Source organism: Mariprofundus aestuarium, from assembly GCF_002795805.1.
Lineage (GTDB): Bacteria > Pseudomonadota > Zetaproteobacteria > Mariprofundales > Mariprofundaceae > Mariprofundus > Mariprofundus aestuarium.
Map to the genome: position 1 here is coordinate 2,373,841 of NZ_CP018799.1, position 15,165 is coordinate 2,389,005.

Here is a 15,165-nt window from a genome sequence, read left to right on the forward strand (position 1 = left end):
GAAGGTGCCCTGTGAGCGTAATGTTTTTACCTTTGAGACTAATACCCGTGCCGGTGCAGTGCGTGGTCATGACCACGGTACTGGAGCTTGTTTTCTCACGGGATGCCAACCTTAAACCCTACCTGGCCGACCTTGAGGGACGCGTCTTCCGCATCCATATCAGCGACACCAATGCGATCATGTTCCTCGGTTTTTCGCATGGCAAGGCGTGGGTTCACTCCACCTTCGATGGCGACCCTGATGTGCGGCTTAATGGCACCACGGCTGGTTTTGCACGCATGTGTTTTGCCCATGAGGATCCGGATGAACTGGTTTTTCAACAGGTGCTGAAGCTCTCCGGCGATTCCGATGCGATGCTCCGCTTTAAAAAGCTCTTTGCCGCCGCTGACCTCGACTGGGAACGCGAACTTCGCTCCTCTTTCGGCGACTTCTTCGGCACCCGCGTAGCCCGCGCAGCACATGCGCTGGTCGCCACCGAGCAGAAACTGACAGAAGGCACGAAACAGGTGCTGCAGGGAAACCTGCACGCCATGGACATTCCCGATGCGGAACGGCTGCAGCAGTGGCAGGCAGGCGTTGAGCATTTTTCACACCAGGTCAGCAAGCTCAAAGGGCGAGTCACCCGACTTGAGCACAGACACGAGCATCTTTGTGAAGAGAAGGCCGAGTCCTGATCGTGACAATGCCCCCTAAATTATGAAACTACCAGCCAACCTGCGTCGCAATCTGCGCCTGATGCGCATCGGCCATATCCTGGCCTCCCACGGCATGGCCGCTCTTGCTGTACGCATGCGCCTGTTCTACCCCTATGTCTGGCTGGTACAGCTGTTCCGCGGCGATGACCTTCCCAAAGATCTCGGTACGCAGATTCGACTGGTACTGGAGGAGCTGGGGCCCACATTTATCAAGTTCGGCCAGATGCTCTCCACCCGCGTTGACCTGTTGCCGCTTGAGGTGGCGCTGGAACTTAAGAAATTACAGGACGATGTGCCGCCGGAACCGTTTGAGAAGGTTCGACAGGTAGTCGAGCAGAGCTTCAAACGACCACTGACCGGAGAAAATGGCGTATTTGCCGTTTTCAATGAAACCCCGGTGGCAGCGGCATCCATTGCTCAGGTTCACTTTGCCGAGCTTAAGGATGGGCGCCAGGTTGCAGTGAAGGTGCGCCGCAATCATATCAGCCGCACCATCGAGTCCGATCTCGCCATTCTGAAGCTGCTGGCCAGCCTCTTCCATCGCTATTTTCCGGAGTACCACCGCCTGAAAGCACCACAGGTGATCGAGGAGTTTGCCACCACCATTCGCGGTGAACTGAACCTTCGTGCCGAGGCTGCACACGCCAGTCGTTTTGCCGAAAACTTTTCCGAGGTTGAAGGGGTGCGGGTACCTGAGGTGATGTGGGACTACACCCAGACAGAAGTGCTGACCACCGAGCGCATCTCCGGCACACCGATTGATGAAAGGGCAAAACTCGAGGCCGCAGGCCATGACTGCCTGAAGCTATGCGAGCGCGCTGCCACCCAGTTCTTCCGCATGGTCTTCACAGACGGTTACTTCCATGCCGACATGCATCCGGGCAATATCTTCGTAGGCGATAACGGTGACCTGATCTTTATCGACTTCGGCATCGTCGGCAGGCTTGATATCAAATCACGCCGTTACATCGCCGGCATGCTGCTCGCCTTCCTGCAGGAAGATTACCATCGCGCTGCAGAGGTGCATGTCCAGGCCGGCTACGTGCCAGCCGATACCGACATCTCGGCTTTTGAAGACGCTTTGCGTGAGATCGCCGTACCAATCTTTAACAGGCCGCTGGGTGATATCTCCATTGCTGAACTGCTGCTCTCAATGTTTGCGGTAACCGAGCGATTCAAGATGGAGACGCAGCCACAACTGCTGCTGCTGCAGAAGACCATGGTGGTCATCGAAGGGGTTGCCAGGGAGCTGGCTGATCAGGCCAACATCTGGATGCTGGCAAGGCCGATGATTTCCGAGTGGATGACCCGCCATATGGGGCCGATTGGTAAAGCCGAAGCTGTTGGCGAAGAGATTCGTGACCAGTTGCATGACTGGATGAGACTTCCGGCCAAGATTGATGGCGTACTCTCCCGCATCGATGATGGCAGTGTCACCTTCAACAGCGAACCTTCTTCTCTCACTGCTATAGTGGGTGCCATGCTCTCTGCTGCAGGTGGGGGCTGGCTGGTCTGGAACAGTGCCAATGATGCAGGAACCGGCATGCTGATCCTCTCAGCCGCAGTGATGGGACTCGGTTTTATTCTGACGCTTAATCGCTCCTGATCAAAGTTTGGCGAATTTCTCTCTCTCGTCTATACTCCGCGTCAAATTTTCCATATTTTACAATCACAACAACAGGATAGGATATTTATGAGTAACAATTTTGTGTTTACATCTGAGTCCGTCTCTGAAGGACATCCGGATAAGGTCGCTGACCGCATCTCCGATAGCGTACTGGATGCGATTCTCGAGCAGGACAAATATGCACGTGTAGCATGCGAAACACTGGTAACCACGGGCCTGGCTCTGATTGCCGGTGAGATCACCACATCTGCTGTGCTCGATTATCAGGATATCGTACGCAGTGCGATCAAGGATATCGGCTACAACTCATCAGCGATGGGCTTTGACTGGGAGTCCTGCTCCGTACTGGTCAGCCTCGACAAGCAGTCACCGGATATCGCCATGGGCGTGAACGTCGGCGAAGGCCTCGATCTGGATCAGGGTGCAGGCGATCAGGGACTGATGTTCGGTTATGCAAGTAACGAGACTGAAGTGCTGATGCCAACCCCAATCCACCTGTCACACCTGCTGGTAGCCAAGCAGGCCGCAGTACGTAAGACAGGCCAGCTCGACTTCCTGCGTCCAGATGCAAAATCACAGGTAACCGTACGTTACGAAAACTACAAACCTGTCGCCATTGATGCTGTCGTACTCTCTACTCAGCACGACCCTGATGTCAGCCACAAGGATCTTTCCGAAGCGATCATGGATGAGGTCATCAACCCAATCCTCGGCGACACCGGACTGCTGCATGCTGGCACTGAATACCATATCAACCCGACCGGTCGCTTTGTGATCGGCGGTCCAGTGGGTGATTGCGGTGTAACCGGACGTAAGATTATCGTTGATACCTACGGCGGTTTCGGCCATCACGGTGGCGGTGCATTCTCCGGTAAAGATCCAACGAAGGTAGACCGCTCTGCATGTTACATGATGCGCTATGTGGCCAAGAATATTGTAGCTGCAGGCCTTGCTGATCGCTGTGAAGTGCAGGTGGCCTATGCCATCGGCGTGGCACGTCCACTCTCCGTCATGGTTAACAGCTTCGGCACTGGCAAGATTAATGATGCCAAACTGGCAGAGATCGTTCGCGAGATCTTTGACCTGCGTCCGAAAGGCATTGTTCAGTCACTGGATCTGCTGCGTCCGATCTATGCCCAGACAGCTGCTTACGGACACTTCGGCCGTGAACTCCCTGACTTCACCTGGGAGAGGACCGACAAGGTGGATGAACTCAAGGCTGCGGCAGGAGTTTAATCTATTTGAAGCCGGGGATGGCTTATGTCTCTCCGGCGAACTCAAAATCAGGTGCTTAGCGCCTGATTCTATTTCCAGACTGAGGAGCACTGCAGCAGGTTCGCATGTCGACCTGCCAGGCTCAGTCGCTAATAAACATATTAACTGTGCTCATATTTTTATGCCTGACAAGGCGAGTATAGGAGTATGAGAATGTCTGATTTTACCGATTACAAAGTAGCCGATATGTCCCCGGAAACCATTGCATGGGGCCGTAAAGAGCTGGCCATTGCCGAAACTGAAATGCCCGGCCTGATGGTGACTCGCGAGAAGTATGCTGCTTCCCAGCCACTCAAGGGTGCACGCATTGCAGGTTCCCTGCACATGACCATCCAGACTGGCGTATTGATTGAAACACTGACTGCACTTGGCGCTGAAGTACGCTGGGCGTCCTGCAACATCTACTCTACACAGGATCACGCTGCTGCAGCTATTGCTGCAGAAGGCATCCCTGTTTTTGCCCATAAGGGCGAGACACTGGAAGAGTACTGGGAGTTTTGCCACAACATCATGGAGTGGCACGATGGTGGCACGCCAAACATGATTCTGGATGATGGTGGCGATGCTACAACCCTGCTGGTGCTTGGCGCCAAGGCTGAGAAGGATGCTTCCGTCCTGGATAATCCGGGCTCCGAAGAGGAGGAGTATCTCTTCGCATCAATCAAGAAACGCCTGGCCTCACAGCCGGGTTATTACACCACACGTCGCGATGCAATCCGTGGCGTAACCGAAGAGACCACCACCGGTGTTCATCGCCTCTACCAGATGTTTGAGCGCGGCGAACTGCCGTTCCCTGCTATCAACGTCAACGATTCTGTAACCAAGTCCAAGTTCGATAACCTCTACGGCTGCCGCGAATCACTGCTGGATGGCATCAAGCGCGCTACTGATGTTATGATTGCAGGCAAGATCTGCGTTGTTCTCGGTTATGGTGATGTAGGTAAAGGCTGTGCACAGGCGTTCCGTGGCATGGGTGCCACTACCTGGGTAACTGAAATCGATCCGATCTGCGCACTGCAGGCAGCGATGGAAGGCTACCGTGTTGTGAATATGGATGAAGCATGTGCACTGGGCGATATCTTCGTAACCACCACCGGCAACTACCATGTTATCACCCACGATCACATGGCTGCGATGAAGGATCAGTCCATCGTCTGCAACATCGGCCATTTCGATAATGAAATCGATGTCGCCAGCCTGAAGAAGTATGAGTGGGACAACATCAAACCACAGGTCGATCAGATCATCTTCCCTGATGGCAAGCGCATCACCCTGCTGGCCGAAGGCCGTCTGGTGAACCTGGGTTGCGGAACCGGCCATCCGAGCTTCGTGATGTCCAACTCCTTCACCAACCAGACCCTGGCTCAGATCGAACTGTTCACACAGACTGGCGAGTACAAGAATGAAGTCTACACCCTGCCTAAGAAACTGGACGAGGAAGTAGCGCGTCTGCACCTGGCTAAGGTTGGTGTTAACCTGACTCCGCTTTCGCAGGAACAGGCTGACTACATTGGCGTGCCATTAGATGGTCCATACAAACCAAATCACTACCGCTACTAAGAAACAGCGAGGTAGGGTAGTAGCCATGAAAAAAATATTTCTATTGGCTACTACCCTTACCTGCCTGGTTGCTTCTTCTGGAAGCAGCTGGGCTGCAGGCGGGCTCAGTGTTGATGCTCGTTTTGACCTTACCAACGACGGTATTGTTGATGCATCGGACTGGCAGAATATGACCGAAGATGCCAAACACGCTTATGCCAACGAATCGGTAAAAGCTCTGGGCGAGGATCCCTATGCCATTCTGGAAGGGAATCAGACCCGCGGGGGTCGTTTCTTAAAGGGACTGCGCTCGGTTTACGAGTGAAGAAAATTCAACAGCAGAAGATAAGGCGCCCCTCGGGGCGCCTTTTTTTTATGCCTGCGATGGGACCTTGGCGAGAAGCGACTCGATATGGTCTATCCTGACTGGTGCCGGAGGATGTGAATCATACCATGCGCTGTAAACAGGGTCAGGCGTCAGGGTGCTGGCATTGTCTTCATACATCTTCACCAGCGCTGATGCCAGCGCTTCACCGCTGCTGTTGGCCACCGCATAGGCATCGGCCTCAAACTCATCTTTACGTGAGAAATAGCTCATCACAGGCGTTAATACAAAGGTGAAGGCAGGCATCACAAGCATGAAGAGCACCAGCGCCGCATGATTGGAGGCCTGACTCACACCCAACCCGGAATAGAACCATGGCTGCTGAATCAGCCATCCGAGCAGGCCAAAACCCAGAAGTGTACTGCACACCATAATAACCAGGCGTTTTTTAACATGTCCGTGATGAAAATGACCCAGCTCATGCGCCAGTACAGCTTCGGTCTCCAGCGGCTCCAGCTGTTTGATCAGTGTGTCAAAGAAAACGATGCGCTTGGCACTGCCAAGGCCGGTGAAATAAGCGTTGCCATGGCTGGAGCGTTTGGAGCCATCCATCACAAACAGACCGTTACTTCTGAAACCACAGCGCTTTAATAGCGCTTCAATAGTCGACTTCATTTCACCATCAGGCAGCGGCTCAAATTTATTGAACAGCGGCGCAATAAATGTCGGGTAGGCCCATATCATCAGCAGCATAAACGCTGTCCAGAAGAGCCATGCATAGAGCCACCATAGCTCACCAGCACTCTCCATCAGGGTCAGGATCACCCAGGCCAGTGGCGCACCAATCGCAATCATCAGCAGAAGCTGTTTGCCCATATCACTGAAGAAGAGTGGCAGTGTCATCTTATTAAAGCCAAAACGTGCTTCGATGGCAAAGGTACCATAGAGCTCCATCGGCAGATCGACCAGCGAACCGATCAGGAAGAAGAGCAGCATGAAAACAACACCGGTCCATACCGCTGAGAACCCAAACAGTGCCGAGATATCACCCAGCCAGCCAAGTCCGCCACCAAGTGTCCAGGCGAACAGCAGGATCAAACCCCAGATGCTACCAATATGACCCAACCGCAACTTCACTGCGGTATAATCGGCCGCCTTCTGGTGTGCGGTGAGGGAGACCTTTTCAGCAAAACGCGGCGGTACTGCCTCCCTGTTGGCCTCAACCGAACGTTTCTGTCGTAAGGAGAGGTACAAACCTGTCGCTGTCGCCAGCAGAGCAAAGCCGAATACCGTCCATGTCCATGCAGTCATGAAAAACACCTCAAAAAAATCAGCCTCCACCTCTTGTGGCAGCTGTGTCATAGTGGATTATAAAAAGAAGCCTTAATCTTCGATCGTGGCCAACCCTCGCTGCAGGGAAATTGCCGCTTGCAAAACTGGAATCAGCAGCGCTGCTCCCTTGCCACCACCCAATCCCCGGTGCAGATGCACCATTGGCTCAAGGCCCAGCTCCTCGAGTGCCGAAGCATGGCCACTCTTATCGGATGCAAAGCTTGCAAGTAGCCAGCCTGCAATACGGATATCCCATGCCGCCGAGCCAAGAGCCGCTGCTGCCGATGCCATACCGTCGAGCAGAACGGGCACACCTTTGCGAGCAGCCGCCCGATAGAAACCAGCCATAGCTGCCAGCTCAAGTCCTCCAACCTCTCTCAGGATGTCGTTAGAAGGCGTTCCCTGCGCGCGCTCCAGTACAGTCGCCAGTGCCAGCAGCTCATCCCCATAGGTCCCATCGCTTCCTGATGCCAGCGTCTCTTCAGGTACAAGGCCGGCCAGTTCACAGATCACCGCAGCAACCGACACATGATCACCGGATGTAAGGGAGCTTGCGATGAGCAGGTTAGCACCCTCAGCAACAGCGTGCGCAGCCAGCTCCTCACCGATACCCACTGCCTCCCAGTACTCCTCCTGGCTCATGGCAGGCTCGGTCCTGATATCGGCTGAGCCCGATTCACGCACCTTCTCAACCTCTACACCGGAGAGGTCACCACGAACACCAAGATCGATAATGCGCAGTGATGCCCCAGCCTCATCGGCAAGTTTCCTGATAACCGAGGCGTCAGATGTCGCATAGGCAACCCGTTCTGCCGTGGTGGGACGTGATTCAGGATAGGCAAACGAGGAGGCTACACCGTGGTCAGCAGCGAAGAGTACAATCGCAGGCTTCAGCTGATCAGGAATCGCCTTGCCCTGACGTTTGGCAAACCAGTTGGCAACATCTTCCAGCCGACTCATACAGCCGGCAGGATGGAGAAGCGTGCTGTAGTGCTCGCTATCCGGATTAATGGCAGGAATTTCCATCATTCACATCCCCCTGTATCAACGTCACATTCAAGAAGCGTCTTCAATCAGTATAGCCGGAAATCCGACCATCGCGACCCTGCCGGAAATTCAAACTTTACGATAGGAGTCGATCAGCTGGTTTATCGCATCAGGGCTCACATCTTCAGCCAGGAATGCATCGCCGATACCGCGCAGCAGGATATAGCGGATACGACTGCCGACATTCTTCTTATCATGCCCCATGGCATCGAGCCACTGCTCGGCTGAAAAGCCCGGTACCTCGACAGGCAGGCCGACATGTTTGTAGCAACCTCGAATCGCATCTTCCGTACCCGCCGGTGCATGCCCCAGCTGTTCGGAGAGACGCGCTGCCATCAGGGTTCCAATCGCCACCCCTTCACCATGCAGATAGGTACTGTAGTGCGTCATTGATTCAATTGCGTGGCCGAATGTGTGACCGAGGTTGAGCAGGGCGCGCTGCCCCTGCTCGGTCTCATCTGCCATCACCACCTCAGCCTTGTGGCGGCAGGAGGTGTGAATCATCTGCCCCAGCACATCGGCATTGAGGTCCAGAGCTGCTTTTGCGCTCTTCTGCATCCACTCGAAAAAGCCTGCATCGCGAATCAGTCCGTATTTGATCGCCTCGGCAATACCCGCCCTAATTTCGCGCAGCTCAAGGGTATTGAGCACCTTAGGATCAATCCAGACCAGCTTAGGCTGGTAGAAGGCCCCGATCATGTTTTTTCCGTGTGGATGATTGATGGCTGTTTTGCCGCCAACACTGGAATCAACCTGCGCCAGCACCGTGGTCGGCACCTGAATAAAGGGGATGCCACGCCGGTAACAGGAGGCCGCAAAACCGGTCATATCACCCACCACGCCGCCGCCGAGCGCAATTACCGGTTCGTTACGTGAAAGCTTGCTCTGCATCAGTGCATCCATGATCAAACCAAAGCTTTCCATGGTTTTATAGCGCTCACCATCGGCAAGGATGCACTCGGAAACCTGCCAGCCCGCCTGCTCCAGCGAACTGCGAACAACATCCATATAGAGTGGGGCAATCGTCACATTACTGATCACCATGCAGCGGGTTGGCGCAGCGAACAGCTTAGCCATCGCCTCACCCAGCCGCCCCAAACAATCGGGCTCAATGTGAATATCGTAGGAGCGGACGCCCAGTTCAACCCGATAAATCTTTGTATTATCAACTGTTTCAGACATAAAGCTTACTCTGACATTTTCAGATCATTCAGAGAAGCTGGAAATTAGCCTGCTGGCACAAACTTGAGTGCCACACCGTTATTACACCAGCGCTGACCAGTCGGCTCCGGGCCGTCGTTAAACACATGCCCCTGATGCCCACCACAACGGGCGCAGTGGTATTCAGTACGCGGGAGTATCATTTTAAAGTCCCGCTTGGTCTCAACATGCCCCTCAATCGGTGCATAAAAGCTCGGCCAGCCGGTACCACTGTCAAATTTTGTATCTGCAGAGAAGAGAGGGTAATCACATCCGGCGCAGTGATAGACGCCCTTTCGATACTCTTTGTTCAACTCACTTGTGAAGGCGCGCTCGGTGCCTTCATTTCGCAATACATCGTACTGCTCAGGCGTTAACAGTGTTCGCCACTCGGCATCCGATTTATGGATCTTTTCAACCATGACTTCACTCCTTTCACTACCTGCTGTAAGCAGGCGCGGCGCAGCCAGCAGCAACCCTGCTGCAACAGCTGTCCTCAGAAACCCGCGTCTATTCATGATCCGCTCCCCACAGCGTTTCAAGGCGCTGATCGCGACCACAGTTATAACGGTAGAACTTATAGCGAATCGGATTCTTAAGGTAGTAGTTCTGATGATAACCCTCAGCAGGCCAGAAGGTCCCAGCTTCTACTATTTCGGTAACGACCGGCGCGGCAAACGACTTACTTCTTTCAAGCTCACGTTTCGATGCCTCGGCCAACCGCTTCTGCGCTTCGCTATGAACAAAGATGGCAGGTCGATACTGTGATCCGACATCGCAGAACTGCCGGTTGGCCGTTGTCGGATCGGAGTTGCGCCAGTAGACCTGCAGCAACTTTTCATAACCGATCACTGCAGGATCAAAGACAACCTGTATCGCCTCAGCATGCCCGGTCGTGCCTGCCGACACCTCTTCGTAGCGCGGGTGATCCTTCTCCCCGCCGATATAGCCGGAGGTGGTCGAGATCACCCCGGGCAACACATCAAACGGATGCTCCATGCACCAGAAACAACCCGCTGCAAAGGTTGCCGTCTCTGTCTCTTTTGCTTCTGTGCTATTCACCATTGTCATCATAGCCACCACTGTTAACAAGATCATTCGTTTCATGAAACCTCCTGATTGCCCTGTTAGACGCTCAGAGAACCGGATCATTACAGAAAGTTTCTGAATTTCAGATGAATAATCGAGGTTTGATGTGCACAATCGGGGCATGGGTAAATATGATGTGATCGTAATCGGGGCTGGCGCAGCAGGGTTGATGTGTGCCGGAACCGCAGCCCAGTGCGGGAAATCGGTCCTGTTGCTGGATCACGCTGAAAAAGTCGGTAAGAAGATCCTGATCTCAGGCGGCGGGCGCAGTAATTTCACTAACCGCTTCACCACTGCTGCCAACTACCTGTCGCAAAATCCCCACTTCTGCAAATCGGCACTCTCCCGTTTCAGCGCTGCTGATTTCATTACCATGGTTGAAGAGGCAGGCATCGCCTACCACGAGCGCAACCACGGCCAGCTCTTCTGTGACGATTCGGCAAAGCAGATTGTCGAGCTGTTGATGCAGCCATGCAGAGAGTTTGGCGTGAAGATCCAACTGAACACGATCATCAGCAACATCCAGAAAAATGAAATATTTGAGCTGCAAACCAATAGAGGCGTGTTTCAGGCGGATGCACTGGTAGTGGCCACTGGTGGCCTCTCCATCCCCAAGATGGGGGCCACACCTTTCGGACTGAAGCTTGCCGAGCAGTTTGGCCTGAAGATCGTGCCGCCGGTGGCCGGTCTTGCCCCGTTCACCTTTACCGGCAAAGAGAAGGAGGAACTGCAGGAACTGGCCGGCATCTCACTTGGTGTCTCTGTTCGCTGTCGTGGCAAGGTTTTCAGGGAGGCGATGCTGTTCACCCATCGCGGCCTTTCAGGCCCCGCCATACTGCAGATCTCATCCTACTGGAAACCGGGGGATGAGCTGGAGATCGACCTTCTGCCTGACCAGGAGATCACCTCACTTCTGAAGTTAAAAAGGCTGTCGCGGCCCCTGGCGCAACTCTCCACTGTACTCGCCGAACTGTTGCCTAAACGGCTGGTCCAGCTGCTTGCCAGTGGTCACATCAACGATGACCGTATGCAGCAACTTAGCGACAAACAGATTGAACACCTGGCCTATCAACTGCACCACTGGCGACTCAAGCCAAATGGCACTGAGGGTTATCGAACCGCCGAGGTGACCGTCGGCGGGGTCGACACCAACGAACTCTCATCGAAAACGATGGAGTGCAGGAAAATTCCCGGCCTCTACTTCATCGGCGAAGTGATGGATGTGACAGGTCACCTCGGCGGCTTCAATTTCCAGTGGGCCTGGTCCTCCGGTTACACCGCAGGCCTCGCCGTAGCGGGTATGATTTAATAGGCTCATCGCGGAAGCTTGGGAAAACAGTCGTAGTAAATAAGAAATGAAGGCGCTTTCTCTCTTGCTATTATGGTGGGGTTATTTGTTCATTTCTTTGCCGCCAAAAAAAGAAATGCCCCAACGAATCAGGGGCAACAGAGTTCTAAACAGCCGCAGCAGTTGTCATCTAAAATACATTGGATCGATATTGTATTTGCGCAGCAGCTTGCGGATAGTGTTGCGATTCAGCCCCAGCATTTCGGCTACCTTAAGCTGGTTTCCGTTACATTTTTCCATGGCGAGAAGCAGCAGCGGAGGCTCCACCTGTTCCAGCACATACTGGTGCATATTGATCGCTTTAGCGTAACCGAGCTGGTGCAGGTACTGGCGCGTGCAGCGGGTCACCGCTTCGGAAAGCGTCTCTTCCCCCTTCTGCATGCTATCAACATTGCCCAGTGCCAAAGCCACATCTGAAAGGGTAATACTCGCTCCCGGCGTCAGCACCGCCAGCCTGCGCATCACATTTTTCAGTTCGCGCACATTACCCGGCCAGTCGTGACGGGCCAGCAGATCAGCAGCATCATCCAGCAGGATCGGTGCCTCCATGCCAAGCTCATCTACCGCCTGGTCGAGCAGGAAGTTAGCCAGCTCCTTGATGTCATCCCTGCGTTCACGCAGAGGCGGGATATGCACCGGAATCACATTCAACCGGTAGTAAAGATCCTCGCGGAATTCACCCTTCTTGATCTTCTCCGGCAGATGCTGATGGGTGGCCGCCAGCAGCCGCACATTCACCACCTTGGAGAGGCTGCCACCAACACGCTGCACCCGTCCCTCCTCAAGGACACGCAACAGCTTGGCCTGCAGCGCCGCAGGCATGTCACCGATCTCATCGAGAAAGAGTGTGCCGCCATCAGCCTGCTCGAAACGTCCCTCACGGGTTTTATCGGCACCTGTAAATGCCCCCTTCTCGTGGCCAAACAGTTCGGATTCCAGTAACTCTGCTGGAATTGCCGCCGTATTGATCGCAACAAAGGCCTTGTCTGCCCGCAAGCTGCGGTCATGCAGGGTTCTTGCCACCATCTCCTTGCCTGTTCCCGATTCTCCGGTGATCAGTACAGTCAGGTCGGATGCGGCCACACGGCCAAGCGTGCGAAAAAGATTCTGCATCGACTGGCTGCGGCCGATGATCATATTCTGGTGCACATTGATCTCAGCTTTTGCTTTCGCCTTTATAACCTTTTTAGGGCGCACACGCTGAACCAGCTGCCGTACCTCATCGAGATCAAACGGTTTGGGCAAATACTCCATGGCCCCGATCCGGTAGGCCTCGGCGGCATGGCCAAAGGTGGTCTCGGCCGTCAGCATCACCACCGGCATGGTGAAAACTCCGGAGGCAAGCAGGTCCATGCCGTTACCATCAGGAAGGTAGACATCGAGGAAAGCCATGTCGATTTCCTCTTCAGCCAGCGCCTTCTCTGCCTCACCGATCGTGCCTGCCTGAACAACCTCCAGGCCCTCCTCTTTCAGCACCCGGTCGAGAACCCAGCGAATTCCCTCATCATCATCAATAACCAATGCCCGCATTACCCTTCCCCTTCCTGCTTCTCTGTCTGTTTCACCGGCAGGTGCAGTGTCATGGTTGTACGCCCGTTCTCACTTTTCACACTCACCCTGCCGCCATGCTCCACCATCACCCTCTCCACCAATGCCAGCCCGAGACCGCTACCGCGCGTCTTACCGGTAACATAGGGTTCAAACAGCCGCTCGCGCAGCTCCTTGGGCACCATGCGTCCGTCATTGGTGATGCGCACCTCAACCACCAGCCCACGGTGACCCGGTAGATGCACCAGTGGTGCCATGCGTGTCTGCCACTCGATGCTGCTATCCGCCGCTTCCACAGCATTCTGCCAGAGATTCTCGAACGCCTGCCTGAGGCGTGCCGGATGAGCCTCTATATACGGCAGACTGGGATCAAAGACCCGCCGAACATGGATACCGTCGGGATAACTGGTCACATCCTGAATCAGGGTATGAAGGTTGGTTGCTTCCATTTTCACCCGTGCGCGTGGCCCCACTTGCAGAAATGCATCGATGCGATCGCGAATGCGATCTACGCCTGTGAGCATCTGCGCTACCGCCTCCCTGTTTGTCTCAGAGATATCCTTCTGCTCGGCAAGCCACTGTGCCGCCCCCCGTAACGCTGCCAGAGGATTCTTCACTTCATGGGCCATCTCCAGCGCAATGCGCGAGACCGCCTCAGCCATCTCATGGCGTTTACTGTGCTGCTCCACCTCCGTGCGGTTGGCTTCGGGCACAAACAGCGCTGAGAGCCCATCCTCATGGCAACCCAGATGCAGTGAGACCGGTATATTGGAGCTGCGGATACAAACCTGATGATCAGAGACAGTGCTGTAGGGTGTCAGCCGGAAAAACAGCTTCTCGATCCCAGCTTTGGGAGAGAATAGCTCGGTAATATGCAGGCCGACAAGCCTGCGTTCCGATGTGCCCAATGCCTCCTGCGCCGGAACGTTACAACGCAGCACCCGCGCATCCGCATCAAGCAGGATCAGCGGCACAGGCACTGCCGAGAGGGAGATCAGATCAGGCAACAGGCACCACGTCTTCAAACTCTTCATGGCCATCAAGACTCATGAAGTAAGCTTCAGCGACATCGAGCATCTTCTGCCAGTCAGTCTCAACCTGGAAATGGCCACGGAAATCAGCCGAACCTCTTAACCCCTTGCTGTACCAGAGCACATGCTTACGTGCCATCTTGGAGGCGAACTGCACGCCATGATGTTCTGCCAGATTGTTCATATGCTCATAAACGACCTGCCAACGCTCCAGGGCTGTTGGCGCTGCCGGTTTCGGCTGACCAGTCAGGGCAGCATAAACCTCGCCCAGAACCCACGGATTGCCCTGCACAGCACGCCCGACCATGACGCCATCACAACCGGAAATGCGGATCATCTCCTTGGCTGAATCACCATCAACAACATCTCCATTACCGATCACAGGGATCGAGCAGGCCGCCTTAGCAAGGCCGATATCCTCCCAGTGAGCATGACCATGGAACATCTGGGCACGCGTGCGCCCGTGCACTGTGAGCAGCTGGATACCGCATTCTTCGGCAATGCGGGCGATATTCTCCACATTCTTCGATGACTCATCCCATCCAGTACGGATCTTCAGCGTCACCGGCACATCCACCGCCTTCACCACCGCCTCCAGCACACGTGCCACCAGCGGTTCATCCTTGAGCATCGCAGAACCGGCACTCTGTTTGCAGATCTTTTTCACGGGACAACCCATATTGATATCAACGAAATCGGCACCATGGCCAACCGCCCAGCGTGCAGCCTCGGCTACAAACACCGGATCAGAACCGGCAACCTGGATCGAAATCGGATGTTCATCCGGCCCCAGTTCCGCCATGCGTTCGGTGCGTACGCGCCCCATATCCACAGCCCGCGATGCGATCATCTCGGTCACCATAAGCCCTACGCCAAAGCGTTTGCATATCTTGCGAAACGGCAGGTCGGTGATGCCCGCCATCGGTGCAAGCACCAGAGGCACGTCGATGTTGAAATTACCCAGTTTAAAGCCCGGGAGAAGGTGTGTGTCAGCGTTCAATTGCAGGTCCATCCAGTCATATTGCCTAATTAATGGGCAAGCCTACCGATTCGTGTTCCTTGCACCAGCGTTATAAACATTAATTGCACTTACTTTAAGCAATCGTCAG

14 protein-coding genes and 1 riboswitch are annotated in these 15,165 nt (G+C 54.5%); of the genes, 6 read left to right on the forward strand and 8 right to left on the reverse strand.

What is annotated here, in order from left to right:
- Positions 1–32: 32 nt before the first annotated feature.
- The 5 genes from ubiT to Ga0123461_RS11440 all read left to right on the forward strand — a co-directional run bounded on the left by ubiT (position 33) and on the right by Ga0123461_RS11440 (position 5,461).
- Positions 33–674 carry a ubiquinone anaerobic biosynthesis accessory factor UbiT gene (gene ubiT, locus Ga0123461_RS11420; protein ID WP_232710197.1) on the forward strand — a complete coding sequence of 214 codons (642 nt, stop codon included), beginning with the start codon at positions 33–35 and terminating at the stop codon, positions 672–674.
- A gap of 22 nt (positions 675–696) precedes the next feature.
- On the forward strand, positions 697–2,301 hold the full coding sequence (gene ubiB, locus Ga0123461_RS11425; protein WP_100278458.1) for a 2-polyprenylphenol 6-hydroxylase: 1,605 nt from the start codon (positions 697–699) through the stop codon (positions 2,299–2,301).
- A gap of 87 nt (positions 2,302–2,388) precedes the next feature.
- Positions 2,389–3,558, forward strand: a complete 1,170-nt coding sequence (gene metK, locus Ga0123461_RS11430; protein ID WP_100278459.1) for a methionine adenosyltransferase — start codon at positions 2,389–2,391, stop codon at positions 3,556–3,558.
- Between the two features lie 75 nt (positions 3,559–3,633).
- Positions 3,634–3,717, forward strand: a riboswitch (S-adenosyl-L-homocysteine riboswitch).
- A gap of 33 nt (positions 3,718–3,750) precedes the next feature.
- Positions 3,751–5,157 carry an adenosylhomocysteinase gene (gene ahcY / locus Ga0123461_RS11435; protein WP_100278460.1) on the forward strand — a complete coding sequence of 469 codons (1,407 nt, stop codon included), beginning with the start codon at positions 3,751–3,753 and terminating at the stop codon, positions 5,155–5,157.
- Positions 5,158–5,182: 25 nt separating this feature from the next.
- Positions 5,183–5,461: a hypothetical protein gene (locus Ga0123461_RS11440; RefSeq protein ID WP_232710198.1), complete on the forward strand. Its 279-nt coding sequence runs from the start codon at positions 5,183–5,185 to the stop codon at positions 5,459–5,461.
- Between the two features lie 48 nt (positions 5,462–5,509).
- Here the strand turns inward: Ga0123461_RS11440 and Ga0123461_RS11445 are convergent, their stop codons facing one another.
- From Ga0123461_RS11445 to msrA, 5 genes are all read right to left on the reverse strand, one after another.
- Complete coding sequence (locus Ga0123461_RS11445) at positions 5,510–6,772, reverse strand: M48 family metallopeptidase (protein WP_100278810.1); 1,263 nt, start codon at positions 6,770–6,772, stop codon at positions 5,510–5,512.
- Between the two features lie 72 nt (positions 6,773–6,844).
- Positions 6,845–7,822 (reverse strand): nicotinate-nucleotide--dimethylbenzimidazole phosphoribosyltransferase, encoded by a 978-nt coding sequence (locus tag Ga0123461_RS11450; RefSeq protein ID WP_232710201.1) that lies wholly within the window; start codon positions 7,820–7,822, stop codon positions 6,845–6,847.
- Between the two features lie 87 nt (positions 7,823–7,909).
- A complete protein-coding gene (gene aroB / locus Ga0123461_RS11455) occupies positions 7,910–9,022 on the reverse strand; it encodes a 3-dehydroquinate synthase (protein ID WP_100278462.1) in 1,113 nt (370 codons plus the stop codon).
- A 44-nt stretch (positions 9,023–9,066) separates the two neighbouring features.
- Complete coding sequence (gene msrB, locus Ga0123461_RS11460) at positions 9,067–9,558, reverse strand: peptide-methionine (R)-S-oxide reductase MsrB (RefSeq protein ID WP_100278463.1); 492 nt, start codon at positions 9,556–9,558, stop codon at positions 9,067–9,069.
- Positions 9,551–10,147 (reverse strand): peptide-methionine (S)-S-oxide reductase MsrA, encoded by a 597-nt coding sequence (msrA, locus tag Ga0123461_RS11465; RefSeq protein ID WP_100278464.1) that lies wholly within the window; start codon positions 10,145–10,147, stop codon positions 9,551–9,553. Before msrA ends, msrB begins: the two co-directional genes overlap by 8 nt.
- A gap of 103 nt (positions 10,148–10,250) precedes the next feature.
- On the opposite strand from msrA, the gene Ga0123461_RS11470 reads away from it, so the two are divergent.
- Positions 10,251–11,438 carry a BaiN/RdsA family NAD(P)/FAD-dependent oxidoreductase gene (locus tag Ga0123461_RS11470; RefSeq protein ID WP_100278465.1) on the forward strand — a complete coding sequence of 396 codons (1,188 nt, stop codon included), beginning with the start codon at positions 10,251–10,253 and terminating at the stop codon, positions 11,436–11,438.
- Positions 11,439–11,603: 165 nt separating this feature from the next.
- On the opposite strand, the gene Ga0123461_RS11475 is transcribed toward Ga0123461_RS11470, so the two are convergent.
- The 3 genes from Ga0123461_RS11475 to dusB are packed head-to-tail and all read right to left on the reverse strand — an operon-like array spanning position 11,604 to position 15,068.
- The gene (locus Ga0123461_RS11475; protein ID WP_100278466.1) at positions 11,604–13,007 is read right to left on the reverse strand and encodes a sigma-54-dependent transcriptional regulator; all 1,404 of its coding nucleotides are present in this window, start codon (positions 13,005–13,007) and stop codon (positions 11,604–11,606) included.
- Entirely contained in the window at positions 13,007–14,059 is a 1,053-nt protein-coding gene (locus Ga0123461_RS11480; protein WP_232710202.1) for a two-component system sensor histidine kinase NtrB, read from the reverse strand. Before Ga0123461_RS11480 ends, Ga0123461_RS11475 begins: the two co-directional genes overlap by 1 nt.
- A complete protein-coding gene (gene dusB, locus Ga0123461_RS11485) occupies positions 14,025–15,068 on the reverse strand; it encodes a tRNA dihydrouridine synthase DusB (protein WP_100278467.1) in 1,044 nt (347 codons plus the stop codon). Before dusB ends, Ga0123461_RS11480 begins: the two co-directional genes overlap by 35 nt.
- Positions 15,069–15,165 lie beyond the last annotated feature (97 nt).

Excerpts from the sequence above, each read along its gene's own strand:
- ubiB (WP_100278458.1), top strand. The coding sequence starts at position 697 with ATGAAACTACCAGCCAACCTGCGTCGCAATCTGCGCCTGATGCGCATC.
- metK (WP_100278459.1), top strand. The coding sequence starts at position 2,389 with ATGAGTAACAATTTTGTGTTTACATCTGAGTCCGTCTCTGAAGGACAT.
- ahcY (WP_100278460.1), top strand. The coding sequence starts at position 3,751 with ATGTCTGATTTTACCGATTACAAAGTAGCCGATATGTCCCCGGAAACC.
- Ga0123461_RS11440 (WP_232710198.1), top strand. The coding sequence starts at position 5,183 with ATGAAAAAAATATTTCTATTGGCTACTACCCTTACCTGCCTGGTTGCT.
- Ga0123461_RS11445 (WP_100278810.1), bottom strand. The coding sequence starts at position 6,772 with ATGACTGCATGGACATGGACGGTATTCGGCTTTGCTCTGCTGGCGACA.
- Ga0123461_RS11450 (WP_232710201.1), bottom strand. The coding sequence starts at position 7,822 with ATGATGGAAATTCCTGCCATTAATCCGGATAGCGAGCACTACAGCACG.
- aroB (WP_100278462.1), bottom strand. The coding sequence starts at position 9,022 with ATGTCTGAAACAGTTGATAATACAAAGATTTATCGGGTTGAACTGGGC.
- msrB (WP_100278463.1), bottom strand. The coding sequence starts at position 9,558 with ATGAATAGACGCGGGTTTCTGAGGACAGCTGTTGCAGCAGGGTTGCTG.
- msrA (WP_100278464.1), bottom strand. The coding sequence starts at position 10,147 with ATGAAACGAATGATCTTGTTAACAGTGGTGGCTATGATGACAATGGTG.
- Ga0123461_RS11470 (WP_100278465.1), top strand. The coding sequence starts at position 10,251 with ATGGGTAAATATGATGTGATCGTAATCGGGGCTGGCGCAGCAGGGTTG.
- Ga0123461_RS11475 (WP_100278466.1), bottom strand. The coding sequence starts at position 13,007 with ATGCGGGCATTGGTTATTGATGATGATGAGGGAATTCGCTGGGTTCTC.
- Ga0123461_RS11480 (WP_232710202.1), bottom strand. The coding sequence starts at position 14,059 with ATGAAGAGTTTGAAGACGTGGTGCCTGTTGCCTGATCTGATCTCCCTC.
- dusB (WP_100278467.1), bottom strand. The coding sequence starts at position 15,068 with ATGGACCTGCAATTGAACGCTGACACACACCTTCTCCCGGGCTTTAAA.